This is a genomic window from Pseudomonas sp. rhizo66 (assembly GCF_031931925.1).
GTDB lineage: Bacteria > Pseudomonadota > Gammaproteobacteria > Pseudomonadales > Pseudomonadaceae > Aquipseudomonas.
Map to the genome: position 1 here is coordinate 1 of NZ_JAUJWZ010000036.1, position 21,805 is coordinate 21,805.

Consider the following 21,805-nt stretch of genomic DNA (forward strand, 5'->3'; position numbering starts at 1 on the left):
ACTGGTCACCGAATACCGCTACGACTGCCAGCACCGCCTGATCGGCCTGACCCGCCCCGACGGCCAGACCGCGTCATACAAGTACGACGCTTTCGGCCGACGCATCAGCAAAACCGTCAACGGCGAGACCACCGAATTCTTCTGGCAAGGCGACCACCTCGTCGCCGAAAGCAGCGAAAGCGAATACCGCAGCTACGTCTACGAACCCGGCACCTTCCGCCCGCTGGCCCTGCTCGACGGCAAAGGCCCGAAAAAAGCCTGCCCCTTCTACTACCAACTCGACCACCTCGGCACCCCGCAGGAACTCACCGACTACAGCGGCGAAATCGTCTGGTCCGCGCAATACGACACCTACGGCAAAGTCGCCACGCTGACCCTGGCCGGCGAAGACTACCTGAACCAGCCGCTGCGCTTTCAGGGGCAGTATTTCGACGGCGAAAGCGGCCTGCATTACAACCGCCATCGGTATTACGACCCGCGGCTGGGGCGGTATCTGACGCCGGATCCGATCAAGTTGGCCGGTGGGTTGAATCAGTACCAGTACGTGCCGAATCCGACGGGGTGGGTGGATCCGCTGGGGTTGAGCTCTAACTGCCCGCCGCCGAATAAGCCTGAGTGTGAGGTGCCGGGTGGGGCTGGTGGGGCTAAGGTTGATGAGGGTGAGCCGAAACTACCGGAAATTGCTCACAATATAGATCCAAAAACTTTGAAGCGAGTACATACAATAGAGGGAAAAACCTCAACCAAGACAGTCGAGGATTATAAAAATAAAATGCGCAACGGATACGATCCAACAGATCCCATCAAGGTCATAGAACATGACGGCAATCTATATATTTTGGACGGACACCATCGCGCAGCAGCTGCACGGCAAACTTCGACTAATGTGACAATAAAACTCATAACCGATCTCAAAGCGTATAACGGAGCGCTAAGAAGCATTGAAGACATATTAGAGTCAGCAAATAATGTGGGCCTGGACAGATTGGAGCACCGGAGAAGAAGATGAGCGACCAAAATGAAACTTTGGACATCCTGATAAATGACTTCATATCCATGGTGGAGTCCAGCACCCTGATATTTGAACGCAAGTTTGGAACTCGAGACATTCGAAGGCTTTGGTACACCAAGGTAATAAAGCGACGCGGGAGAGTCACTCGAGGCGTTAAATATGAATTGCATGGTATTGGCTGCCGCATCAATTTATCGACAGGAAGCGTAGATTTTGACTATGGCCCCAACGGTGAAATCAATGGCTTTGATACTTGGCGTCTATACAACTTCGCCCGCGAAAGACCCTCTAAACATAGAAAATATTGCGATGAAGAAACCATTAAAAAAGAACTCAAAGAATATATAGAGCTAAAAAAAATAAAAAAAATGTCAGGCATAAGTAACCTATATATATTGGCTGACTCAAAAGAAACCGATTAGACACGACCAAAAAAGGGCCTGTTGAATCAGGCCCTGAAAAACCAAATACATACTCTCAACTCACTACAAAAAACCGTCACAGCTCATACACATACCCCTCATCCGCATCATTCAGCGGCACCGTCGCGTCGTCCATCAATGAGCCGGATCTTCATTCCTCGGGTCACTGATGAACGGCAATTTACTCGGGTCTTTTTCGCCTATCGAGCGACGTGCGACAGCCTGTCATCGCCCCCCGACTCAACGGAACCCACCCCGTGAATCAACGACCCATAACGCCGGCTGAACTCCCAGCTATACGGCACGCCATCCTTGCTGCTGCCGTTGTCCCAATTCACCGACCAGGTCATCAGGCCCTTGATCGGCAGCCCCTTGATCGCCAGACGCTTGAGGACATTACCGACCACGGTTTTGTCGATCACATAACCGGTTGCCGCCGCATCGTTGTTGGCCGGCAGGCCTATGACGAATTTGTCCGCCGCGATGCGGGTGAAGCCGCGTGTGCCGGTCACCAGACTTTCGGTCAGGTAATAAAGGAAATCTTCCTTCAGCGCATCGTTGTTCTGCGCAATCCACGCACCCGCGCCGTTGTTGGCTTCCGGTACCCAGACACCGTCGCCACCCTGGTTGTAGAACTGTGGGGCGATGAAGTCGTAGTAGCCTTCCAGTGCCTGCAGATAGCTCAGGTATTTGCCAGTGCTGGTCAAGTATGGAAACTCCGGGGCCATGCTGATGATGAAGTGCTTGCCTTGGCCTGCGTAGTGATCCTTGACCAGTTTCAGTGCGGCCGGCAGGACGGTCTTGTTGGCCGCGAAATCAATCGCGCTCTGTTCAAGATCGATGTCCAGCCCGTCGAAGCCGTAGGTTTCCACCAGACGGATGATTTCATTGGCCAGCGGTTGTTCCTGACCGCTGCGCAACTCGATGTGCGCATCGGCACCGCCGAGGGAAATCAACACAGCCCGCCCTTGGCTGTTGAGTACGCCAACCTGACGGCGGAACTCGGCATCGGAAACGTTGAACGGCTTGAAGGTCGGAATCCCGCTGCCCTTCATAAAGGCCACCGCGACCACGTTGTACTCCTTGGGCACTTCTTCCAGCGAAAGGCTGGCAAAGCGGCCCTGGCGGTAACCATCGCTCGGGCCTGCGGGCCAGTTGTGCCAGAAGCCCATGAGGATCTTTTTGCCGGCAATGCTCGGCATCAGCGAAGCGGCATCGCTCGCGGCGTTTTGCACTAAAGAGAAATCGATATTTGACATGTTCTAATCCTTCAGAACCTGTGGATTTGGCGACGCAGCGCCGTTATTTGAAGTCGACGTCGAAGGCCTGATAGAAGGCGTTGCCGGTGTTGGCGACGATCCACATCAGCACGATTACGTGGTGGCCTTTCTTGTTGACCGGCAGTTTCACCGCGTGATTGACCTTGGCCTTCAGTTCATTCGGGTAGCTGTAATACGGCACCTGAGCGTAGAAGTCCTCGAAGAACGGTTGAGCTTCCAGTTGCGCACGGGTAATGCGCTGTTTCGGGTCCCAACCGTCCTTGGTAATCAGCCAGCGGTAACCGCGCGTGGTGTGCGGCGCGGTGTATTCCCACTTGATTTCGAGGGTTTGGCCCGGGGAGACATTGAGCAGCGGCCAGGTGAACGGACGAGCGAGCTTCTTGCTCATTTCCTCATTGGTGAAGTTCACGCAGTCGCGGGCATCACTCTTGCCACCGCTGAGAATGTAGCCGTCGGCCGGAGGCGTGACACTGTCCGAGTCGCTTTGATAAGGCGCCGGAAACGGCCCCGCTGCCAGCGCCGGGAAATTCTTCCCGCCTTCCATCTCGTTGACCTGCCAGGCACCGAGCAGTCCTTGCTCAATCGCCACCGCACCGCGGCTTGCAGGGGAAATGACACGACCGTGTCGCAGTTGGGTTTGGGCTTGTGGTTGATTCATGTTTTTCACTCCGTTGATTTAAGAACTCTCCTTTCCGAGGAGAGGCCTTCAAGCTAACGGAGACGAATTTTTTGTCCATCGGCGGTTTTGTCGCAGTCAGTGAGTGCAAGTCAGCAAAACAGCGCAAATACTGGATGGATATACAGCTACCTACGATAAATCCCACCCGAGATAGCGCCAAAAGATTACACGCCGATGCTGCAAAAACTGCCATTCAGTACTCACGACAGCTGTGCCTGGAACTCCTTTTCGTACTGCCCGGCGAGTTGTACTTTCTGTTTTTCGTTGAGCAATTTGCCAGCCATCTGGAAGAACTTCTGCTCTTCTTCTTTCAAATGATGATGAACCTTGTCCGACAGCTTCTTGGCGGTCGCCAGCCACGCCGGACTGGACATCTCGGTCTCGTCGAGTTCTTCCATCATCTCGTCCATTTCATGGTGTTCAGCGATGGCATGGCGGCTCAGATCGACCCCCTCATCAAGCTCCATCAACGGAATGTAGAAATGGCGCTCCTCAGCAGTTTCATGAGCCTGGAGCTCTGCCTTGAGCTGTTTGTAGGCTTCGACCCGCTCCGGCGTATCGCCGCTGGTTTCGATCAGGGTTTTGGCGTAAGTACGCTGGCGGTCGTGGCTTTCGCGAAGGGCTTCGAAAATATTCATGGGGGATCCTTATCAACCGCGTGCTGGAATGACGCTGTAGAAGCTAGACCCCGGCGCGTGAGCGGCAGTTCCACCGGGTTGAGAGGGGCTTGGAAAATCACTGCCGGGCAGGATAGGCTGCGGGCTCACATCACAAGGAAGTCGGGCATGAACCTGCGCATCGAGCTGTCACAAAACCCTACCGAGGAAGAACGCACAGCCATCCTCGCGCCGCTGCGCGCGCACAACGTTGCCAAAGCCGGACCCTCGACATTCGAGCCGATCGCTCTGTTAGTGCGTGATGAACACGACGCTATACTCGGTGGATTGTATGGCCACACGTTCTATCGTTGGCTGTTCATTGAGTTACTGGCGGTGCCGGAACAGGGCCGCGGAAAGGGCATTGGTTCGCAGTTGATGCAAAGGGCGGAGGATCTGGCGCGAGAAAAAAACTGCGTTGGCATCTGGCTCGACACCTTCTCCTTTCAGGCACCTGAGTTTTACAAGAAGCTTGGATTTAGCGAATGCGGAGAGATTCTGGATTACCCACTGGGACATAAGCGGCATTTCTTCCAAAAGCGGCTTATCAGTTGACTGCGTTGGCCCCTTCGCGAGCAAGCTCGCGAAGGCGGCTTGAGCCTCACCGCGACCATTGGCTCTACAAACAGGTCGCCAACGCTGCCAACCGGCGCTTGGCGACAAAGTCGTCCTTCTGCGCGTAGTAATTCAGCGTCGTCCCCGACGCTTCAGTGATTACGTCGACAAACGACTCTGCCGAACGGGTATACACGGTCGTCCCGCCCGATTTACGGGGTTCCAGATACGCCGCCGCATCCACCCCGAACACCGCTTCGTCCTGCCAGCCGAATTGCACACAGCGCGCCACGTCTTTTTCGGCTTTGTCCGAGGTCAACACCTTGTACGGGGTTTTCGTGCGAGCATCGTCCATCACCGAGCCTGCGCAACCGGCCAGCAGTGTTGCGGCCAGCGCTACCATCAGAATTCGCATTGCATTCGCTCATTCAGAAAAAAGCGGACTGTATCATCGCAGCAGCAGGAATCGTTCTGCTTTACTGCATTTATAGCGCGACAGGCGCAGGCCGCTGCGGCAACCTAAGGTCATCAGCCTCACAAGGAAAACACATGGCGCCTACCGACCAGCGACATGAACATGCTCTGAAAGTGTTTCTCGACGCGCGTCCCGAACTGCGCGAAACCCTCGACCATCTCAACCCGTTGCTGGCCCAGGCCAAGGGCGAAACGCAAGCGCAGTATCGTGAAGAACGACTGCATGAAGCGTTCGAGGCCGAGGCGGAACAACAAGGTCTGTTTGCCTGGGAGCTGACACTGCTACTGACGGCCTCAACGCCTGAGGAATACCAAGCCCAGCGCCTTGAGGTACACCGTGAAGTCGCAGAAATGGCTCATATGGGCTGGCTGGAATATTGCGATCTGTATGGCATAGAACCGTAACCTGCGCCCAAGGACACCCCTACCGATGCTGCCATCCGCCTCGACTCACCGCGCCAGCCCCGGCCACCTGCACACACAAAAGTGGCGCGGACGGATTGGTCTGGCGCTGGTGGCCAGCCTCTCGGTCCTGGCCGGGATGACCGACGCCATCGGTTTTATGGCCAGCGGCGACTTTGTCTCGTTCATGAGCGGCAACACCACCCGACTTGCCGTGGCGATCAGCGATGGCGATATCGGGCTGACCCTGCGTTTGCTGATCCTCGTCGCCACTTTTATAGCCGGGAACGCCCTGGGCGTTATCGTTGCCTGTTTCGGTGGACGCCGGGCGCTGCCGTTGCTGCTGTGCATCGCCACCCTGCTGTGCGCGGCAGCCGCCTGGCCATTCGACAGCCAATTGCCGGCGCTGATGGCGGCCATTATTGCGATGGGCATGCTCAACGCGTCGGTTGAAGAGGTGAACGGCTTGCCGGTCGGGCTGACTTACGTGACCGGCGCCTTGTCGCGGTTCGGCCGTGGGTTGGGGCGCTGGATGCTCGGCGAACGGCGCAGCGGCTGGCGGGTGCAACTGGTGCCCTGGAGCGGGATGTTTTTCGGTGCGATTCTGGGGGCGGTGCTGGAACAGCATTTGGGACTCCAGGCAATGTTTGTCAGCGGTTTGCTGGCTGCAATCATCGGGCTGTTCTCACTGAAAATCCCGCGGCGCTGGCAACTGGGTTACATGCCCCGCTAACGGATTCCTGAACCAACGCTCATGTAGGAGCTGTCGAGTGAAACGAGGCTGCGATCTTTTGATCTTGCTTTTAAAGATCAAGATCAAAAGATCGCAGCGTGCCGCAGCTCCTACATGAATTCGCACTGTCCCCAAGAGCAGCAGGTGGACAGTTGTTCGCCCAAAAGCGGTGTGTGCAACTTGGGTTTCGCGGCTGCCTCGATAAAGCTTTATCATGGCCGCAGTTTTGCTGATCGAGTCCGTCATGAAGTTCGCCATTGCGCTGTTTTCCGCCGCCCATGCACCCTCCTCGCGCCGCGCCCTGCTCTTTGCGCAAGCCGCGCTGGCCGGTGGGCATGAAATTGCCCGGCTGTTTTTCTATCAGGATGGCGTGTACAACGCTTCGGATGCGGTGGTCACCCCGCAGGACGAACTGAACCTGCCCCAACAATGGCGCACCTTCATCACCGAACAGAAGCTGGACGGCGTGGTGTGCATCGCCGCCGCCCTGCGCCGTGGTGCGCTGAACGCTGACGAAGCCAAGCGCTATCAGCGTGACGCCGTCTCCATCAGTGAGCCGTGGGAATTGTCCGGCCTCGGTCAGTTGCATGATGCGGTACAAGACGCAGACCGCCTGATCTGCTTCGGAGGTGCGTGAGATGGCCAAATCCCTGTTGATCATCAGCCGTCAATCGCCATGGTCTGGCCCCGGTGCCCGCGAGGCCTTGGACATCGTGCTGGCCGGTGGCGCTTTCGATCTACCGATCGGCTTGTTGTTTCTCGATGATGGCGTGCTGCAACTCGCCGCCGCGCAGAACGCCAAGGCCCTGCAGCAGAAAGACTTGAGCGCCAACCTGCAGGCGCTGCCGATGTTCGGCGTCGAAGAATTGTTTTACTGCGCCGACAGCGCCAGCACGCGCGGGCTCGGCAATCTGTCGCTGGACGAAGCGCAGCCGCTCACCGCCGAGCAAATCACCGCCCTTATTGACCGTTACGACCAGGTGATTACCCTCTGATGTCGACTTTGCATGTGTTGTCTCATTCCCCCTTCGGCGACGATCGCCTGACCAGTTGCCTGCGCTTGATCGGCAGCAATGATGCGTTGCTGCTCTGCGGCGATGCGGTGTATGCGTTGCAACCGGGCACCGTGCCGTTCACCACCCTGCAAAGCCGTCAGATCAAATTATGGGTTCTGGCCGAGGATGCACAGGCGCGCGCCATTGAAGTCCCGGACTGGGCCGAAACCATCGATTACCCAGCCTTTGTCGAGCTGTCGATCCACCACGAAAAGGTCAACAGTTGGCTATGACTTCCATGACCGTCGGCGCCCGCGCCATCGAACTGGACAAGGACGGTTTTCTCGTCGACCTGAGCGACTGGTCGGCTGATGTGGCCAGCGCCCTCGCCGCCGCCGAGGACATCGTGTTGACGCCCGAACACTGGGAAGTCCTCGAACTGCTGCGCAGCTTCTACGCCGAATTCCAGCTGTCCCCGGCCACCCGACCATTGATCAAGTACACCGCATTGAAACTCGGCCCGGACAAAGGCAACAGCCTGCACCTGAACCGATTGTTCAAAGGCACCCCCGCCAAACTCGCCGCAAAACTGGCGGGCCTGCCCAAACCGACGAACTGTCTATGACCGACTTTCCAGCACTGACCCTCGAAACGCCTGCCGAACACCCATTCGCCCAATTCGTGCGCATCCTCGGCAAAGGCAAACGTGGCGCTCGCGATCTGACGCGCGAAGAAGCCCGGGAAGCCATGGGCATGGTGCTCGACGACACGGTTGAAGACACCCAGCTCGGCGCGTTCCTGATGTTGCTGCGGCACAAGGAAGAAAGCGCCGAGGAGATGGCCGGGTTCACTGAAGCGCTGCGCGAGCGCTTGCAGGCGCCGAAGCTGAACGTTGACCTGGACTGGCCAACCTATGCCGGCAAGAAGCGCCATCTGCCTTGGTATCTGCTGGCGGCCAAGTGCCTGGCGCAGAACGGCGCGCGCATCTTCATGCACGGCGGCGGCGCACACACCGCCGGGCGTCTGTACAGCGAGCAATTGCTTGGCGAATTGAACATTCCCTTGTGTCGCACCTGGCAACAGGTCGGCGCGGCGCTGGACAACGGTGGCCTGGCCTTCATGCCGCTGGTGGACTGGGCGCCGCAGTTGCAGAAAATGATCGATTTGCGCAACACCCTCGGCCTGCGCTCGCCGATCCATTCGCTGGCACGGATCCTCAATCCGCTGGGCGCGCGCTGCGGCCTGCAAAGCATTTTTCACCCTGGCTACCAGGCAGTGCATCGCGATGCCAGCGGATTGCTTGGCGATACGGCGATTGTAGTCAAAGGCGATGGCGGCGAAATCGAGATCAACCCGGATGCCGACAGCCACCTCTACGGCACCACCGGCGGCGACAGCTGGGACGAGGAATGGCCACAATTGTCGGCGCAGCGCCACGTCAAACCGGCGACTCTGGACATTGAACATCTGAAAGCCGTCTGGCGTGGTGATGTGGTCGACAGTTACCCGCAAATGGCCTTGATTGCGACCATGGCGCTGGCCCTGCGTGGACTCGGCCAGAGCCGTGAGCAAGCCTTCGCAACTGCCGAGCAATACTGGGCCGCGCGGAACAAATCGATTTAACCGATCATTCGCGCCCGATCTTTGCGCTTTTTGTTCGAACTCATCGGAATAGACTCGACTCCAACGATTATTGGTTTACGGAGTCTTGATCATGGGTTTACTCGTCGACGGCCACTGGCAGGACAAGTGGTACGAAAGCAGCAAGGACGGCGCGTTTCAGCGCGAACAGGCCAAGCGCCGCAATTGGGTAACCGCCAACGGCGAACCCGGCCCCAGTGGTGAAGGCGGATTTGCCGCCGAAGCCGGGCGCTATCACCTCTATGTTTCCCTCGCCTGCCCATGGGCGCACCGCACGCTGATTCTGCGCAAGCTAAAAAGCCTGGAAAGTCTGATCGACGTCTCGGTGGTCAGTTGGTTGATGCTGGAGAACGGCTGGACCTTCGACACCGCGCTTGGCTCGACCGGCGACAGGCTCGATGGCTTTGAATTCATGCACCAGCGCTATACCGCCGACACTGCCGATTACACCGGCCGCGTCACGGTGCCAGTGCTGTGGGACAAAAAACTCAAGCGCATCGTCAGTAACGAATCGGCGGAAATCATCCGCATGTTCAACAGTGCGTTTGATGATCTGACCGGCAATGATCTGGACTTCTACCCGGCGCCATTACGCGGCGAGATCGACGCGCTGAACGAGCGGATTTATCCGGCCGTGAACAACGGCGTGTATCGCGCAGGCTTTGCGACATCGCAGCAGGCTTATGAAGAGGCGTTCGATGAGGTGTTTGCCGAGCTGGATCATCTGGAGCAGCTGCTGGGTGCCAATCGCTACTTGTCGGGTGAGTACCTGACGGAGGCGGATATCCGCTTGTTCACCACGATGATTCGTTTTGACGCGGTGTACCACGGCCATTTCAAGTGTAACCTGCGGCGGATTGCCGATTACCCGAATCTGTCGAACTGGCTGCGTGAGCTGTATCAGTGGCCGGGGATCGCCGAGACGGTGGACTTCCAGCACATCAAGAACCACTACTACGGCAGTCACAAGACCATCAACCCGACAGGGGTTGTGCCGAAGGGGCCGGAACAGGATTTCACCGTGGCCCATGATCGGGCGCGGTTGGCTGGCAAAGGGGTTTGGTTAAAGGGCTAACAGCAGAAGCAAAAGATCGCAGCCTTCGGCAGCTCCTACTTGAGAATGCGTTCCTCTGTAGGAGCTGCCGAAGGCTGCGATCTTTTGATCTGATTCAGACCTGCGCCTGAGCCCCTTCGAACCACGCCAGTTTCTCGCGCAGTTGCACCACTTCACCGACGATGACCAATGTCGGCGCATGTACTTCATGCTCCGCCACCAGTCGCGGCAGGTCAGCCAATGTGCCGGTAAAGACCCGCTGATTGACCGTGGTGCCCTGCTGGATCAATGCCGCCGGGGTATCGGCTGAACGACCGTGTTTGATCAGTTGTTCGCAGATGACCGGCAACCCGACCAGGCCCATGTAGAACACCAACGTCTGCGCCGGCGCGACGAGGTCGACCCATGGCAGATCGGTGGAGCCGTCCTTCAAATGCCCGGTAACAAAACGCACGGACTGCGCGTAATCACGATGCGTCAGCGGAATCCCGGCATACGCCGCGCAACCGCTGGCCGCCGTAATCCCCGGCACGACCTGGAATGGAATGCCGTGGGCTGCCAGTTCTTCGATCTCTTCGCCGCCCCGGCCGAAGATAAACGGATCACCACCCTTCAGGCGCACCACGCGCTTGCCGGCCTTGGCCAGATCGACCAGTTGCTGGTTGATCTGATCCTGCGGCACGGCGTGATCAGAACGACGCTTGCCGACATAGACCCGCTCGGCATCACGACGGCACAGCTCAAGAATCGCTGGCGCCACCAAGCGGTCGTACAGCACCACATCGGCCTGTTGCATCAGACGCAAAGCCTTGAACGTCAGCAAGTCCGGATCGCCCGGGCCCGCGCCGACCAGATACACCTCGCCGGTCGTGACCATGGCTTCGCCATCGATCTTGGCTTGCAGCAGACGCTCTGCTTCGGCGCCCTGCCCGGCCATCTGCCGTTCGGCAATCGGCCCCTGAAACACGTCTTCCCAGAAACCACGACGCTGCTGCACATCCGGAAAAAGGTTTTTCACCTGATTGCGGAAACGCGCGGCGAGTCCGGCCAATTGGCCGTAGGTCGATGGAATCCAGGTTTCGATCCTGGCCCGAATCAAACGCGCCAGTACCGGTGCATCGCCGCCGCTGGACACGGCAATGATCAGCGGCGAACGATCGACGATCGCCGGGAAGATCACGCTGCACAAGGCAGGCGCATCGACCACGTTGACCGGCACGCAGCGCTTGTGCGCATCGGTGGAGACTTGGGCGTTCAGCGTCTCATCGTCGGTGGCGGCAATAATCAACCCGCAACCGTCGAGATCCGCCTCGACGTAACCGCGCAACAGGCACTCACCGCCAGAAGCAGTGACCAGCTCACGCAGTTGCGTTTCGATTTCAGGTGCGACCACCCGCAGCAGCGCACCGGCATCGGCCAGCAGGCGGGATTTGCGCAAGGCAATTTCCCCCCCACCGACGACCAACACACGACTGCCGCGCAGGTTGTGAAACAGCGGCAGATATTTCATTTAGCCGATGACCTCAAGGCCACCCATATACGGCTTGAGTACGTCCGGCACACGGATCGAACCGTCGGCCTGCTGGTAGTTTTCCAGCACGGCAACCAGGGTACGACCGACCGCCAGACCGGAACCGTTCAGGGTGTGCACCAGTTCAGGCTTGCCGGTTTCCGGATTGCGGAAACGCGCTTGCATACGACGGGCCTGGAAGTCACCGCAGTTCGAGCACGACGAAATCTCGCGGTACTTGTCCTGGCTCGGGATCCACACTTCCAGATCGTAAGTCTTGACCGCGCTGAAGCCCATGTCGCCAGTGCACAGCGCCAGGGTGCGGTACGGCAGACCAAGCAGTTGCAGGACTTTCTCGGCGTTGGCAGTCAGGCCTTCCAGCGCTTCCATCGATTGCGATGGCTCAACGATCTGGACCATTTCAACTTTGTCGAACTGGTGCTGACGAATCATGCCGCGCGTGTCACGGCCCGATGCGCCGGCTTCACTGCGGAAGCACGGAGTGTGCGCGACGAACTTGATCGGCAACAGTTTCGAGTCGACGATTTCGCCGGCCACGATATTGGTCAGCGACACTTCAGCCGTCGGAATCAGGTACAGATCGGCTTCGCCTTCGCGAGCGATCTTGAACAGGTCTTCTTCGAACTTCGGCAGTTGACCGGTGCCTTGCAGCGCCGGGGCCTGAACCAGATAAGGCGTGTAAGCCTCTTCGTAGCCATGCTCGTTGACGTGCAGGTTGATCATGAACTGCGCCAGCGCGCGATGCAGACGGGCGATCGGGCCGCGCAGCAGAGCGAAACGGGCGCCGGACAGCTTGGCGGCGGTTTCGAAATCCAGCCAGCCGAACTTCTCGCCCAGGGCAACGTGGTCTTTCACTTCGAAGTCGAACGCGGTTGGTGTACCCCAGCGGCGCACTTCAACGTTGTCGTCTTCGTCCTTGCCAACCGGCACGGATTCGTGTGGCAGGTTCGGGATACCGAGCAGGATCGAGTCCAGTTCGGTCTGGATCGCGTCCAGCTCGACCTTACCGGCACTCAGTTCGCCCGCCATGCGCTCGACGTCCGCCATCAATGGCGCGATGTCTTCGCCGCGCTGCTTGGCCTGACCGATGGATTTGGAACGCGCGTTACGCTCAGCCTGCAGTGCTTCGGTGCGGGTCTGGACGGTCTTGCGCTGTTCTTCCAGCGCTTCGATGCGCGCGGTGTCCAGGGCAAAGCCACGGGAAGCCAGGCGGTCCGCTACGTCCTGAAGGTTGCTACGTAACAGTTTGGAATCGAGCATGTCGGTTTCTCGTTATCAAAGTTTGGTCAAGGACAGGCCAGCCCACGTCGCGAGCAGCCCGCCGAATACGCTGAGTGCCGCATAGCCCAGGGCCAGCGGCACCTGCCCGCTTTCCAGCAGGCGCACCGTATCCAGTGAAAAGGATGAAAAAGTCGTCAGCCCCCCGAGGAAGCCGACCATCAACCCGGCCCGCACCTCGATCGGCACTTCCGGGCGTATCAAAAACAGGCCGTACAACACGCCAATCAGCAGGCAGCCCACGATATTAACGGCCAGCGTCGCGGTATAGAAGTGCCGCGGCCAATTGGCGTTGACCCAATTACCGGTGGCGAAGCGCAACAAGGTGCCGGCAACCCCGCCGGCGGAGACTGCAATGACCAATGGAAGCACTATTTTCTCCGTTGCCGAGGGCTTAAACGATCAAGTTGAGCGAGGTGGTTGAGCTTCTCGCCGATCTTCAACTCCAGGCCGCGCGGCACCGGTTGGTAGAACGGGATGGGATCAAGCTCTTCCGGGAAATAGTCTTCGCCGGCGGCGTAAGCGTCCGGCTCATCGTGGGCGTAACGGTATTCGTCACCGTAGCCCAATTGTTTCATCAGCTTGGTCGGCGCGTTGCGCAGGTGCAGCGGCACTTCCAGCGAACCGTTTTCAGCGGCGGCGCGCAAGGCGGTTTTGAAGCCCATGTACACCGCGTTGCTTTTCGGCGCACAGGCCAGATAAGTGATGGCCTGGGCTACGGCCAACTCGCCTTCCGGGCTGCCGAGACGTTCCTGCACTTCCCACGCCGCGAGGCACAGGCTGAGTGCGCGCGGGTCGGCGTTACCAATGTCTTCGCTGGCCATGCGCACCACGCGCCGGGCCAGGTACAGCGGATCGCAACCGCCATCGATCATGCGTGCGAACCAGTACAGCGCACCGTCAGGATTCGAGCCGCGCACGGATTTGTGCAGCGCCGATATCTGGTCGTAGAACGCCTCGCCACCCTTGTCGAAACGCCGACGGGTATCGCCGAGCAGGCTCTGCAGCAGCTCGGTGCCGATCTCGCTGTTGTCTTCAGCCAGGTCCGAGGCGTTTTCCAGCAGGTTGAGCAGACGCCGGCCATCACCATCGGCAGCCGACAGCAACATCTGGAAGCCTTCGTCGTTGAGCGTCAGGTTGCGCTTGCCCAGACCGCGCTCCTCGGTCAGTGCACGGTGCACCAGTTTGCGCAGCGCCGCTTCGTCGAGGCTTTTCAGCACGTAGACACGGGCACGCGACAACAGAGCGTTGTTGAGTTCGAACGAAGGATTTTCGGTGGTGGCGCCGATGAAGATCAGCGTGCCGTCTTCAACGTAAGGCAGAAACGCGTCCTGCTGGGATTTGTTGAAGCGGTGCACTTCATCGACGAACAGAATCGTGCGCTTGCCGTACTGGCCGGCCTGCTGTTTGGCGATTTCAACGGCCTGACGGATCTCTTTGACCCCGGCAAGCACTGCCGAGACCGTTTCGAAGTGCGCATCGGAGACTTCCGCGAGCAACCGCGCCAGCGTGGTTTTACCCACGCCTGGCGGCCCCCAGAAGATCATCGAATGCAGGGCACCCTGCTCCAGCGCCTCACGCAGAGGCTTGCCGCGAGCGAGCACGTGCTCCTGACCGACGTACTCATCCAGATTGGTCGCACGCAAACGCGCGGCCAGTGGCTGGGCAATCGGTGCACTGCGAAACAGATCCATCACGTAGCGTTGAAACCTCTATTTGATCTGGAGCAGATCATTGTCCCTGTGGGAGCGAGCCTGCTCGCGAATGCAATGGTCCATTCAACATTAATGGTGACTGATACACCGCATTCGCGAGCAGGCTCGCTCCCACAGGGTTTCGTGTTTATTCCTGGATCACGTCCGCACCCTTGGGGATGTCGAACTTGAACTTCGATGCCGATACCGGCTCGTTGGCCTTGACCCCGGTAAACAGGATATTGGTGCGCTGGCCGACGCTGTCGATCAGTTGCATGTCGTTGAGCAGACCGTTGCGGAACGACAGACGCAGGTTATCGAACAGGGTGTCTTTGGTTTTCGGCTTCAGCGTGAAGTCGATCACGCCGCCCGCTTCTTTCGCGGTGATATCAAAGCTCTGGCTGATCTTCGACACATCACCGGACAACAGCAGCGCCGGGGTCTGGGTCAGACGCTCGTCGAGCTTCTTGATGGTCGCCTGTTCCAGGTCCGGATCCCACAGGGTGACCTTCTTGCCATCGGAAACCATGGTCTGCTCGGCCGGCGCGTTGGTGTGCCAGTAGAACAGGCCCGGACGCTGCAGGGTCATGTTGCCGGTGGTTTCCTGCAACTGCGTGCCGCTGCCGTCGAGGGTCAGCTGCGAGAAGTTCGCGCTCAGGGTCTTGGATGTTTCCAGCAATTGGGTCAAACGCTCCACGTCCTTGTCATCGGCGTGGGCCGTGAGCGTGGTCAGCGCCAGTACTGGCAGCAGCATGCGGATAAGACGCATGGGAGTCCTCTTGAATACTCGTTGGGAGAGCGGCGGCACATCATTGTCCCGCCTCTTGCGTTTGCAATCAGTCGCGTACCGGGCCCGGGGCCAGGACTTCACGGGAACCGTTGGTGTTCATCGAGGTGACGACCCCGGCCATTTCCATGGCTTCGATCATCCGTGCGGCGCGGTTGTAACCGATCTTCAGCTTGCGCTGTACTGCGGAAATCGAGGCGCGACGGCTTTCCAGGACAAACTGTACAGCTTCGTCGTACAGCGCGTCAGCTTCCGGATCATCGCCGTCGCCACCACCGCTGCTGCCTTCAAAACCGCTACCCGCCTCTTCGACACCGTTGAGGATGTCGTCGTTGTATTCCGGTGCGCCGCGCAGTTTCCACGCTTCGACCACTCGGTGTACTTCATCGTCGGATACAAATGCACCGTGAACCCGGATCGGCAGGCTGGTACCCGGCGGCATGTAGAGCATGTCACCGTGGCCCAACAGTTGTTCGGCGCCACCCTGATCGATGATGGTGCGGGAGTCGATCTTGCTCGACACCTGGAACGCCATACGGGTCGGAATGTTCGCCTTGATCAGGCCGGTGATCACATCCACCGACGGCCGCTGGGTCGCGAGGATCAGGTGGATACCTGCCGCACGGGCCTTCTGGGCGATACGGGCGATCAGTTCTTCAACTTTTTTGCCGACGATCATCATCATGTCGGCGAATTCGTCGACCACCACAACGATGGTCGGCAGCTTCTGTAGCAACGGCGCTTCGTCGTGGATGCTTTCACGCTTGTACAGCGGATCGCTCAACGGCTCGCCGGCATCCTGGGCTTCCTTGACCTTGGCGTTGAAGCCGGACAGGTTGCGCACGCCCATCTTCGCCATCAGCTTGTAGCGGCGCTCCATCTCGGCAACGCTCCAGCGCAGAGCGTTGGCGGCGTCCTTCATGTCGGTGACGACCGGGCACAGCAGGTGCGGAATGCCTTCGTAGATCGACAGTTCCAACATCTTCGGGTCGATCATGATCAGCTTGGCGTCTTCCGGGCCGGACTTGAACAGGATCGACAGGATCATCGCGTTGACACCCACCGACTTACCGGAACCGGTCGTACCGGCCACCAGCAAGTGCGGCATCTTCGCCAGGTCAGTGATGACCGGCTTGCCGCCGATGTCGTGACCCAGAGCCAGGGTGACCGGCGACTTGAAGTTGTCGTATTCAGACGTCGACAGCACCTCGGAGAAGCGCACGATCTGCCGGTCTTCGTTAGGGATCTCGATACCGACGGTGGTCTTGCCCGGAATCACCTCGACCACACGCACACTGGTCACGGCCAGCGAACGTGCAAGGTCTTTGGCGAGGTTGGCGATGCGGCTGACTTTGACGCCGGCAGCAGGCTGAATTTCGTAACGGGTAATCACCGGGCCCGGGTGAATAGAATCCACCGTGACCTCGACACCGAACTCCTTGAGCTTGATCTCCAGCAAATGGCCGACCGCCGCCAGGGATTCCGGTGAGTAATTGAGTTGTTTCTTTTCCGCAGGGTCAAGAATCGAGATCGGCGGCAAGGTGCCTTCCACGGCGCTGTCGACGAACAACGGCACTTGCTTCTCTTTCTGCACGCGCTTGCTTGGCTCGGGCGCTTTGGCTGGAGCTGGCGCAATGACCGGCGGCACTTGTTTCTCGCGGTCGGACATGTGCTTGCTCAGGGCTTGCTCACGTTCGATCAGGCGTTCTTTGACTTTGGCCTGCTCACGCTTGTCGGTGACTGTCGGCGCGACCACGTCGTGGACGCGATCATCGACTTCACGCAGTTGCGCGACCAGTTGTTTGCGTTCGGTACGCGCCGACCACCAACGATTTAGCGCGCCCTGGAACAGTTCGAACAGGTCGAGGGTGATCTTGCCGGTGATGTCCATCACCTTGAACCACGACAGGTCGGTAAACACCGTCAGGCCAAACAGGAACAGCGCGATGAACAACAGCGTGCTGCCCTGAATGTTCAGCGCATTCTTCGCCAGATTGCCAAGGCTTTCGCCCAGCGCACCACCAGCGCCCGCCGGCAGGCCCGAGGCCGCGTGGAAGTGCAGATGCGCCAGCGCAGCGCCGGACAGCACCAGAAACACCAGACCGATCAGGCGCCAGGAGAACAGCCAGCCGCTCCACTGCCACGGCTCGTGGCGCTGGCGGAAGATCTGGTACGCCTTGATCGCCAGCAACAACGGGAAGATGTAGGCGAAGTAACCCAGCACCATGAACAGGATGTCGGCGCTGTAGGAACCCGCCGGGCCGCCGAAATTCTGTACGTCATCGATCTTGCTGTTGTGGCTCCAGCCCGGATCGTCCTTGCCGTAGGTCAGCAAAGCCATCATCAGGAACAGGCACAAGGCACCGATGGCGATCAATGCACCTTCCTTGAGCCGGTAGTGCAACTGCTGGCGCCAGAGCGGAACGACTGTTTTTGGTGCTTCGGTGGATTTCTTCAAAACGCTTCTTTTCCTGCGCCCGAGGCGCGTCCATCTATTGAATGACGATAAAAAACTGCCCAATCCAGGCAGGTAAAAAAGTTAACGAGCACAACTGAGACTACTTTTAACACTGTGCTACCGCTTTTATAAACACAGCGCACCGCGAACATTCTGTAACAGCCCGGCATTGTACGGGTTTGTGCGTGCGATGCCATGCTTCAAGCCCCAGGATTGAGCATAGTCAAGCACATAGAACCCGCGACTCAATTTGAGCATGCATTACCTTTTGTGACAAAGGCTTATGAGGTGTATTTGATGAACGTAGCGAAGCATTCACGCCTGATCATCCTCGGCTCCGGTCCGGCCGGTTACAGCGCTGCCGTGTATGCCGCCCGCGCCAACCTCAAACCCGTGGTCATCACCGGCCTGCAGGCCGGTGGCCAGCTCACCACCACCGTCGAGGTCGACAACTGGCCCGGCGACGTCGAAGGCCTCACCGGCCCGGTGCTGATGGAGCGCATGCAGAAACACGCCGAACGCTTTGCCACAGAGATCGTTTACGACCACATCCACACCGCCAAGTTGCAGCAACGCCCGTTCGAGCTTGTCGGCGACAGCGGCACCTACACCTGCAACGCCCTGATCATTGCCACCGGCGCCTCGGCGCAATACCTGGGACTACCCTCGGAAGAGGCCTTTGCCGGCAAAGGTGTTTCCGCCTGTGCGACCTGCGACGGCTTTTTCTATCGCAATCAGGTGGTCGCCGTGGTCGGCGGCGGCAATACCGCGGTCGAGGAAGCCCTGTACCTGTCGAACATCGCCAAGGAAGTACACCTGATCCACCGTCGCGACAAACTGCGCGCGGAGAAGATTCTTCAGGACAAACTGTTCGAGAAAGCCGCCAACGGCAACGTGCGCCTGCACTGGAACCAGAATCTCGACGAAGTGCTGGGCGATGCCAGCGGCGTCACCGGCGCGCGACTGCGTGACAGTCATACCGGTGAAACCCTTGATCTGGCGCTGGCCGGGGTATTCATCGCCATTGGTCACAAACCCAACACCGATCTGTTCCAGGGCCAACTGGCGATGCACGACGGCTATTTGCGGGTCAAGGGCGGCAGCGACGGCGACGCTACCGCCACCGAGATCCCCGGGGTGTTTGCCGCTGGTGATGTAGCCGACCACGTTTACCGTCAGGCGGTGACGTCGGCGGGCGCTGGCTGCATGGCCGCACTCGACGCCGAGAAGTATCTGGACGACATTCCTGTCATTTAACGGCACACTTTATCGCGGGCCATACAGCCCGCACCGCCCTCCCCTTCTGCAAGCCTGGATGCCATGCTGACTTGGTTACAACGTAATTCCCTGACGTTTCCGCCGCTGGAAAAGGCCATGCGCGACCCCAACGGATTGCTCGCCGCCGGTGGCGATCTGTCGGCCGATCGGCTGATTCAGGCATATCGCCACGGCTGCTTTCCGTGGTTTTCCGAGGGCCAACCGATTCTCTGGTGGTCGCCGGATCCGCGCACGGTGTTGTTTCCCGACGAACTGCATGTCTCGCGCAGCCTCGGCAAACTCCTGCGCCAGGCACGCTATCAAGTGACCTTCGATCAGGATTTCGATGCCGTGATCCGCGCCTGCGCCGCACCACGGGATTACGCGGACGGCACTTGGATCACCGAAGCCATGCAGGACGCGTACATTGAGTTGCATCGTCGCGGCTTTGCTCATTCGGTGGAGGTCTGGGATCAGGGCGAACTGGTCGGTGGCCTGTACGGCCTGGCGATGGGTCAACTGTTTTTTGGTGAGTCAATGTTCAGCCGCGCCGACAACGCCTCGAAATTCGGCTTTGCCACCCTGGTGCGTCACCTGAAAGACTCGGGATTCGTGCTGATCGACTGCCAGATGCCGACCGATCACCTGCACAACCTCGGTGCCCGAGCGATTCCTCGCCACGAATTCGCCGACTATCTGGCTCGCCACCTGGATCAACCCAATCATGCCACTTGGGTTTGCTGAGCGACTTTTGCGCGCGTGGCTTACACTTAATTCACCAGCTTATCCCGAGGGTTGATCATGACCGAGTTGGCGCGTTTGAAGTTCTATGCCACTCAGCCTCACTCTTGCAGTTATCTGCCCGAGGAGCAGGCCACGACCCTGTTTCTCGATCCGAGCCAGCCCATGGATGTGCATGTCTACGCAGACCTGTCGGAAATGGGCTTTCGTCGCAGCGGCGATCATCTGTACCGCCCGCATTGCCAGAACTGCAATGCGTGCGTTCCTGCGCGCATCCCCGTGGCGCAGTTCATGCCCAATCGTCAGCAGAAGCGGATTTTCAAGCGCAACACGGATTTGCAGGTGCGCCCGGCCAAGCCGCAGTTCAGCGAAGAATATTTCGATCTGTACCAGCGTTACATCGAACAACGTCACGCCGACGGCGACATGTACCCGCCGAGCCGTGATCAATTCGCGACGTTTCTGGTCCGCGATTTGCCGTTCTCGCGCTTTTACGAGTTCCGACTCGACGGACGGTTGCTCGCCGTAGCGGTCACCGATTTGCTGCCGAACGGTTTGTCAGCCGTGTACACCTTCTACGAACCCGCCGAAGAACGCCGCAGCCTTGGCCGATTTGCCATCCTCTGGCAAATCGCCGAGAGCCAGCGCCTCGGGCTTGAGGCGGTATACCTCGGTTACTGGATCAAGAACTGCAAAAAGATGAACTACAAGACGCAATATCGTCCCATCGAATTGCTGATTAATCAGCGCTGGGTGATCCTCAACTAAACCCAAGCCGTAAACCCCTTGGCGTAAACACCATTTTTCGGGCACAATGCACGCCGCTTTTGCCTGGCGCAGTTGCACCGGGCCATTCATTGGATACCGAGGGCTTTACTGCATGTCGAAAGAAGACAGCTTCGAAATGGAAGGCACTGTCGTCGACACCCTGCCCAACACCATGTTTCGTGTGGAGTTGGAAAATGGGCACGTCGTAACCGCGCATATTTCCGGCAAGATGCGCAAGAACTACATTCGTATTCTTACCGGTGACAAAGTGCGCGTCGAGCTGACGCCCTATGACTTGAGCAAAGGGCGCATCACTTACCGCGCTCGTTAATCAAGTCAATACAAGACGCCCGGTTTATGCCGGGCGTTTTTGTATCTGCGTTTTGTTGGTTTTGTGTGTATATCCGTTTCTGCGGATGCTGCCGCTGGCGGTTTCGCTCTTACAGCGACTCACTTTTCCAAACGCCGAAAAGTAAGCAAAAGGCTTTGCCCCTGGCGTACGGCCCGCTCGCCGGAGCTCGGGGTTCCCGAGCTACGGTGTCCATTCGGGGGCATCGCCTACGGTTTGCTTCGCTGCACCTCCTCTCGATGAATGCGGCTTCGCCGCACGGCGCTGCGCGCCTACCCCCGGATGAACACCTCCGCTCGGCCTGCCGAAGGGGCAAAAGATCAAGAGCCGAAGCAAGATCAAAAGCCAGATCAAAAGCCCCTCACCCTAGCCCTCTCCCAGAGGGAGAGGGGACTGACCGAGTTGTTTGGGAGAACTACGCCGACGTGCGATACCGCGTCGAACTGAGGCTTTGAAAAGCACACAAATCGGCCCCTCTCCCTCCACTCCCGGATGTAGAGGGGACTGACCGGGGTGTTTGGGAGAGGTACGCCGACATGCGATACCGCGTTGAACTCAGGTTTTGAAAAACACATAAATCGGCCCCTCTCCCTCCACTCCCGGATGCAGAGGGGACTGACCAGGGCGTTTGGGAGAGCTACGCCGACATGCGATATCGAGTCGAACTCAGATTCTGAAAAGCCCACAAATCGGCTCCCTCTCCTCGGGGAGAGGGCTGGGGTGAGGGGTGAATCCAACACCGAACAAAAGCCGACCGCATGCTCTTCACCACTCAACAGGATGAGCGTTAGCTCGGCTGCAGCTTTTGATCTTGATCCACGGGCGACGTCGGAAGGCTGAGCGGAGGGATTGATCCGGGGGTGGGAGCGTAGCGACCGTTTGGCGAAGCCAAACACAGCGAGAGGAGGTGCAGCGAAGCAAACCGTAGGCGCTGCGCCCGGATCGATCCCGGAGCGAAGGAACCCCGAGCCCCAGCGAGCGGGCCGCACGTAGGAGCAAGCCTTTTTGGTTACTTTTTCGGCGCCTGGAAAAAGTGACG

At 58.7% G+C, this 21,805-nt stretch carries 24 protein-coding genes and 1 pseudogene; 15 read left to right on the forward strand and 10 right to left on the reverse strand.

Annotation, left to right across the window (positions count from 1 at the left end):
- Both QZR14_RS27405 and QZR14_RS27410 read left to right on the forward strand, forming a co-directional pair.
- The coding region (locus tag QZR14_RS27405; protein ID WP_311998244.1) for an RHS repeat-associated core domain-containing protein at positions 1 to 1,009 on the forward strand (1,009 nt) is incomplete at its 5' end.
- Complete coding sequence (locus QZR14_RS27410; RefSeq protein WP_311998245.1) at positions 1,006 to 1,434, forward strand: DUF6896 domain-containing protein; 429 nt, start codon at positions 1,006 to 1,008, stop codon at positions 1,432 to 1,434. The genes QZR14_RS27405 and QZR14_RS27410, both read left to right, overlap by 4 nt.
- 221 nt (positions 1,435 to 1,655) lie before the next feature.
- Here QZR14_RS27410 and QZR14_RS27415 read toward each other — a convergent pair.
- The 3 genes and pseudogenes from QZR14_RS27415 to QZR14_RS27425 form a co-directional block, all read right to left on the reverse strand.
- Positions 1,656 to 2,693 (reverse strand): annotated as a pseudogene (locus QZR14_RS27415) (chitinase); the annotation flags it as partial.
- 43 nt (positions 2,694 to 2,736) lie between these two features.
- Positions 2,737 to 3,372 (reverse strand): lytic polysaccharide monooxygenase auxiliary activity family 9 protein, encoded by a 636-nt coding sequence (locus QZR14_RS27420; protein ID WP_311998248.1) that lies wholly within the window; start codon positions 3,370 to 3,372, stop codon positions 2,737 to 2,739.
- Positions 3,373 to 3,593: 221 nt separating this feature from the next.
- Positions 3,594 to 4,031, reverse strand: coding sequence for a hemerythrin domain-containing protein (locus QZR14_RS27425; RefSeq protein WP_311998249.1), 438 nt, complete (start codon positions 4,029 to 4,031; stop codon positions 3,594 to 3,596).
- 147 nt (positions 4,032 to 4,178) lie between these two features.
- On the opposite strand from QZR14_RS27425, the gene QZR14_RS27430 reads away from it, so the two are divergent.
- Positions 4,179 to 4,604: a GNAT family N-acetyltransferase gene (locus tag QZR14_RS27430; RefSeq protein ID WP_250608298.1), complete on the forward strand. Its 426-nt coding sequence runs from the start codon at positions 4,179 to 4,181 to the stop codon at positions 4,602 to 4,604.
- A 64-nt stretch (positions 4,605 to 4,668) separates the two neighbouring features.
- Here QZR14_RS27430 and QZR14_RS27435 read toward each other — a convergent pair whose 3' ends face one another.
- Positions 4,669 to 5,019, reverse strand: coding sequence for a hypothetical protein (locus tag QZR14_RS27435; RefSeq protein ID WP_250608296.1), 351 nt, complete (start codon positions 5,017 to 5,019; stop codon positions 4,669 to 4,671).
- 134 nt (positions 5,020 to 5,153) lie between these two features.
- Here QZR14_RS27435 and QZR14_RS27440 point away from each other — a divergent pair, with 134 nt between their 5' ends.
- The 8 genes from QZR14_RS27440 to QZR14_RS27475 all read left to right on the forward strand — a co-directional run bounded on the left by QZR14_RS27440 (position 5,154) and on the right by QZR14_RS27475 (position 9,924).
- Positions 5,154 to 5,483, forward strand: a complete 330-nt coding sequence (locus tag QZR14_RS27440; protein ID WP_250608294.1) for a DUF6388 family protein — start codon at positions 5,154 to 5,156, stop codon at positions 5,481 to 5,483.
- Positions 5,484 to 5,508: 25 nt separating this feature from the next.
- Positions 5,509 to 6,213: a YoaK family protein gene (locus QZR14_RS27445; protein ID WP_311998250.1), complete on the forward strand. Its 705-nt coding sequence runs from the start codon at positions 5,509 to 5,511 to the stop codon at positions 6,211 to 6,213.
- 244 nt (positions 6,214 to 6,457) lie between these two features.
- Positions 6,458 to 6,850 (forward strand): sulfurtransferase complex subunit TusD, encoded by a 393-nt coding sequence (gene tusD / locus QZR14_RS27450; RefSeq protein WP_250608290.1) that lies wholly within the window; start codon positions 6,458 to 6,460, stop codon positions 6,848 to 6,850.
- A gap of 1 nt (position 6,851) precedes the next feature.
- Positions 6,852 to 7,208: a sulfurtransferase complex subunit TusC gene (gene tusC / locus QZR14_RS27455; protein WP_311998251.1), complete on the forward strand. Its 357-nt coding sequence runs from the start codon at positions 6,852 to 6,854 to the stop codon at positions 7,206 to 7,208.
- Positions 7,208 to 7,501 (forward strand): sulfurtransferase complex subunit TusB, encoded by a 294-nt coding sequence (tusB, locus tag QZR14_RS27460; RefSeq protein WP_311998252.1) that lies wholly within the window; start codon positions 7,208 to 7,210, stop codon positions 7,499 to 7,501. Before tusC ends, tusB begins: the two co-directional genes overlap by 1 nt.
- Positions 7,498 to 7,833 (forward strand): TusE/DsrC/DsvC family sulfur relay protein, encoded by a 336-nt coding sequence (locus QZR14_RS27465; protein ID WP_311998253.1) that lies wholly within the window; start codon positions 7,498 to 7,500, stop codon positions 7,831 to 7,833. The genes tusB and QZR14_RS27465 overlap by 4 nt, the downstream gene beginning before the upstream one ends.
- Positions 7,830 to 8,831, forward strand: coding sequence for a glycosyl transferase family protein (locus tag QZR14_RS27470; RefSeq protein WP_311998254.1), 1,002 nt, complete (start codon positions 7,830 to 7,832; stop codon positions 8,829 to 8,831). Before QZR14_RS27465 ends, QZR14_RS27470 begins: the two co-directional genes overlap by 4 nt.
- 91 nt (positions 8,832 to 8,922) lie before the next feature.
- Positions 8,923 to 9,924, forward strand: coding sequence for a glutathione S-transferase family protein (locus tag QZR14_RS27475; RefSeq protein WP_311998255.1), 1,002 nt, complete (start codon positions 8,923 to 8,925; stop codon positions 9,922 to 9,924).
- Between the two features lie 94 nt (positions 9,925 to 10,018).
- On the opposite strand, the gene cysG is transcribed toward QZR14_RS27475, so the two are convergent.
- The 6 genes from cysG to QZR14_RS27505 form a co-directional block, all read right to left on the reverse strand.
- Entirely contained in the window at positions 10,019 to 11,413 is a 1,395-nt protein-coding gene (gene cysG / locus QZR14_RS27480) for a siroheme synthase CysG (RefSeq protein ID WP_311998256.1), read from the reverse strand.
- A complete protein-coding gene (gene serS / locus QZR14_RS27485) occupies positions 11,414 to 12,694 on the reverse strand; it encodes a serine--tRNA ligase (RefSeq protein ID WP_038369693.1) in 1,281 nt (426 codons plus the stop codon).
- A gap of 15 nt (positions 12,695 to 12,709) precedes the next feature.
- Entirely contained in the window at positions 12,710 to 13,084 is a 375-nt protein-coding gene (gene crcB, locus QZR14_RS27490) for a fluoride efflux transporter CrcB (RefSeq protein WP_250608277.1), read from the reverse strand.
- Entirely contained in the window at positions 13,084 to 14,406 is a 1,323-nt protein-coding gene (locus QZR14_RS27495; RefSeq protein ID WP_034155144.1) for a replication-associated recombination protein A, read from the reverse strand. Before QZR14_RS27495 ends, crcB begins: the two co-directional genes overlap by 1 nt.
- A gap of 148 nt (positions 14,407 to 14,554) precedes the next feature.
- On the reverse strand, positions 14,555 to 15,175 hold the full coding sequence (lolA, locus tag QZR14_RS27500; RefSeq protein ID WP_311998257.1) for an outer membrane lipoprotein chaperone LolA: 621 nt from the start codon (positions 15,173 to 15,175) through the stop codon (positions 14,555 to 14,557).
- A gap of 67 nt (positions 15,176 to 15,242) precedes the next feature.
- On the reverse strand, positions 15,243 to 17,651 hold the full coding sequence (locus QZR14_RS27505; protein ID WP_311998258.1) for a DNA translocase FtsK: 2,409 nt from the start codon (positions 17,649 to 17,651) through the stop codon (positions 15,243 to 15,245).
- 297 nt (positions 17,652 to 17,948) lie between these two features.
- Here QZR14_RS27505 and trxB point away from each other — a divergent pair, with 297 nt between their 5' ends.
- The 4 genes from trxB to infA all read left to right on the forward strand — a co-directional run bounded on the left by trxB (position 17,949) and on the right by infA (position 20,748).
- Positions 17,949 to 18,908 carry a thioredoxin-disulfide reductase gene (gene trxB, locus QZR14_RS27510; protein WP_311998259.1) on the forward strand — a complete coding sequence of 320 codons (960 nt, stop codon included), beginning with the start codon at positions 17,949 to 17,951 and terminating at the stop codon, positions 18,906 to 18,908.
- Between the two features lie 63 nt (positions 18,909 to 18,971).
- Positions 18,972 to 19,652 carry a leucyl/phenylalanyl-tRNA--protein transferase gene (aat, locus tag QZR14_RS27515; protein WP_311998260.1) on the forward strand — a complete coding sequence of 227 codons (681 nt, stop codon included), beginning with the start codon at positions 18,972 to 18,974 and terminating at the stop codon, positions 19,650 to 19,652.
- A 57-nt stretch (positions 19,653 to 19,709) separates the two neighbouring features.
- Positions 19,710 to 20,417 (forward strand): arginyltransferase, encoded by a 708-nt coding sequence (locus tag QZR14_RS27520; protein WP_250608269.1) that lies wholly within the window; start codon positions 19,710 to 19,712, stop codon positions 20,415 to 20,417.
- A gap of 112 nt (positions 20,418 to 20,529) precedes the next feature.
- Positions 20,530 to 20,748: a translation initiation factor IF-1 gene (gene infA, locus QZR14_RS27525; RefSeq protein ID WP_002553999.1), complete on the forward strand. Its 219-nt coding sequence runs from the start codon at positions 20,530 to 20,532 to the stop codon at positions 20,746 to 20,748.
- Positions 20,749 to 21,805 lie beyond the last annotated feature (1,057 nt).

Bases quoted from the DNA above. Each gene is read 5' to 3' on its own strand.
- QZR14_RS27410 (WP_311998245.1), top strand. From the start codon at position 1,006: ATGAGCGACCAAAATGAAACTTTGGACATCCTGATAAATGACTTCATA.
- QZR14_RS27420 (WP_311998248.1), bottom strand. From the start codon at position 3,372: ATGAATCAACCACAAGCCCAAACCCAACTGCGACACGGTCGTGTCATT.
- QZR14_RS27425 (WP_311998249.1), bottom strand. From the start codon at position 4,031: ATGAATATTTTCGAAGCCCTTCGCGAAAGCCACGACCGCCAGCGTACT.
- QZR14_RS27430 (WP_250608298.1), top strand. From the start codon at position 4,179: ATGAACCTGCGCATCGAGCTGTCACAAAACCCTACCGAGGAAGAACGC.
- QZR14_RS27435 (WP_250608296.1), bottom strand. From the start codon at position 5,019: ATGCGAATTCTGATGGTAGCGCTGGCCGCAACACTGCTGGCCGGTTGC.
- QZR14_RS27440 (WP_250608294.1), top strand. From the start codon at position 5,154: ATGGCGCCTACCGACCAGCGACATGAACATGCTCTGAAAGTGTTTCTC.
- QZR14_RS27445 (WP_311998250.1), top strand. From the start codon at position 5,509: ATGCTGCCATCCGCCTCGACTCACCGCGCCAGCCCCGGCCACCTGCAC.
- tusD (WP_250608290.1), top strand. From the start codon at position 6,458: ATGAAGTTCGCCATTGCGCTGTTTTCCGCCGCCCATGCACCCTCCTCG.
- tusC (WP_311998251.1), top strand. From the start codon at position 6,852: ATGGCCAAATCCCTGTTGATCATCAGCCGTCAATCGCCATGGTCTGGC.
- tusB (WP_311998252.1), top strand. From the start codon at position 7,208: ATGTCGACTTTGCATGTGTTGTCTCATTCCCCCTTCGGCGACGATCGC.
- QZR14_RS27465 (WP_311998253.1), top strand. From the start codon at position 7,498: ATGACTTCCATGACCGTCGGCGCCCGCGCCATCGAACTGGACAAGGAC.
- QZR14_RS27470 (WP_311998254.1), top strand. From the start codon at position 7,830: ATGACCGACTTTCCAGCACTGACCCTCGAAACGCCTGCCGAACACCCA.
- QZR14_RS27475 (WP_311998255.1), top strand. From the start codon at position 8,923: ATGGGTTTACTCGTCGACGGCCACTGGCAGGACAAGTGGTACGAAAGC.
- cysG (WP_311998256.1), bottom strand. From the start codon at position 11,413: ATGAAATATCTGCCGCTGTTTCACAACCTGCGCGGCAGTCGTGTGTTG.
- serS (WP_038369693.1), bottom strand. From the start codon at position 12,694: ATGCTCGATTCCAAACTGTTACGTAGCAACCTTCAGGACGTAGCGGAC.
- QZR14_RS27495 (WP_034155144.1), bottom strand. From the start codon at position 14,406: ATGGATCTGTTTCGCAGTGCACCGATTGCCCAGCCACTGGCCGCGCGT.
- lolA (WP_311998257.1), bottom strand. From the start codon at position 15,175: ATGCGTCTTATCCGCATGCTGCTGCCAGTACTGGCGCTGACCACGCTC.
- trxB (WP_311998259.1), top strand. From the start codon at position 17,949: ATGAACGTAGCGAAGCATTCACGCCTGATCATCCTCGGCTCCGGTCCG.
- aat (WP_311998260.1), top strand. From the start codon at position 18,972: ATGCTGACTTGGTTACAACGTAATTCCCTGACGTTTCCGCCGCTGGAA.
- QZR14_RS27520 (WP_250608269.1), top strand. From the start codon at position 19,710: ATGACCGAGTTGGCGCGTTTGAAGTTCTATGCCACTCAGCCTCACTCT.
- infA (WP_002553999.1), top strand. From the start codon at position 20,530: ATGTCGAAAGAAGACAGCTTCGAAATGGAAGGCACTGTCGTCGACACC.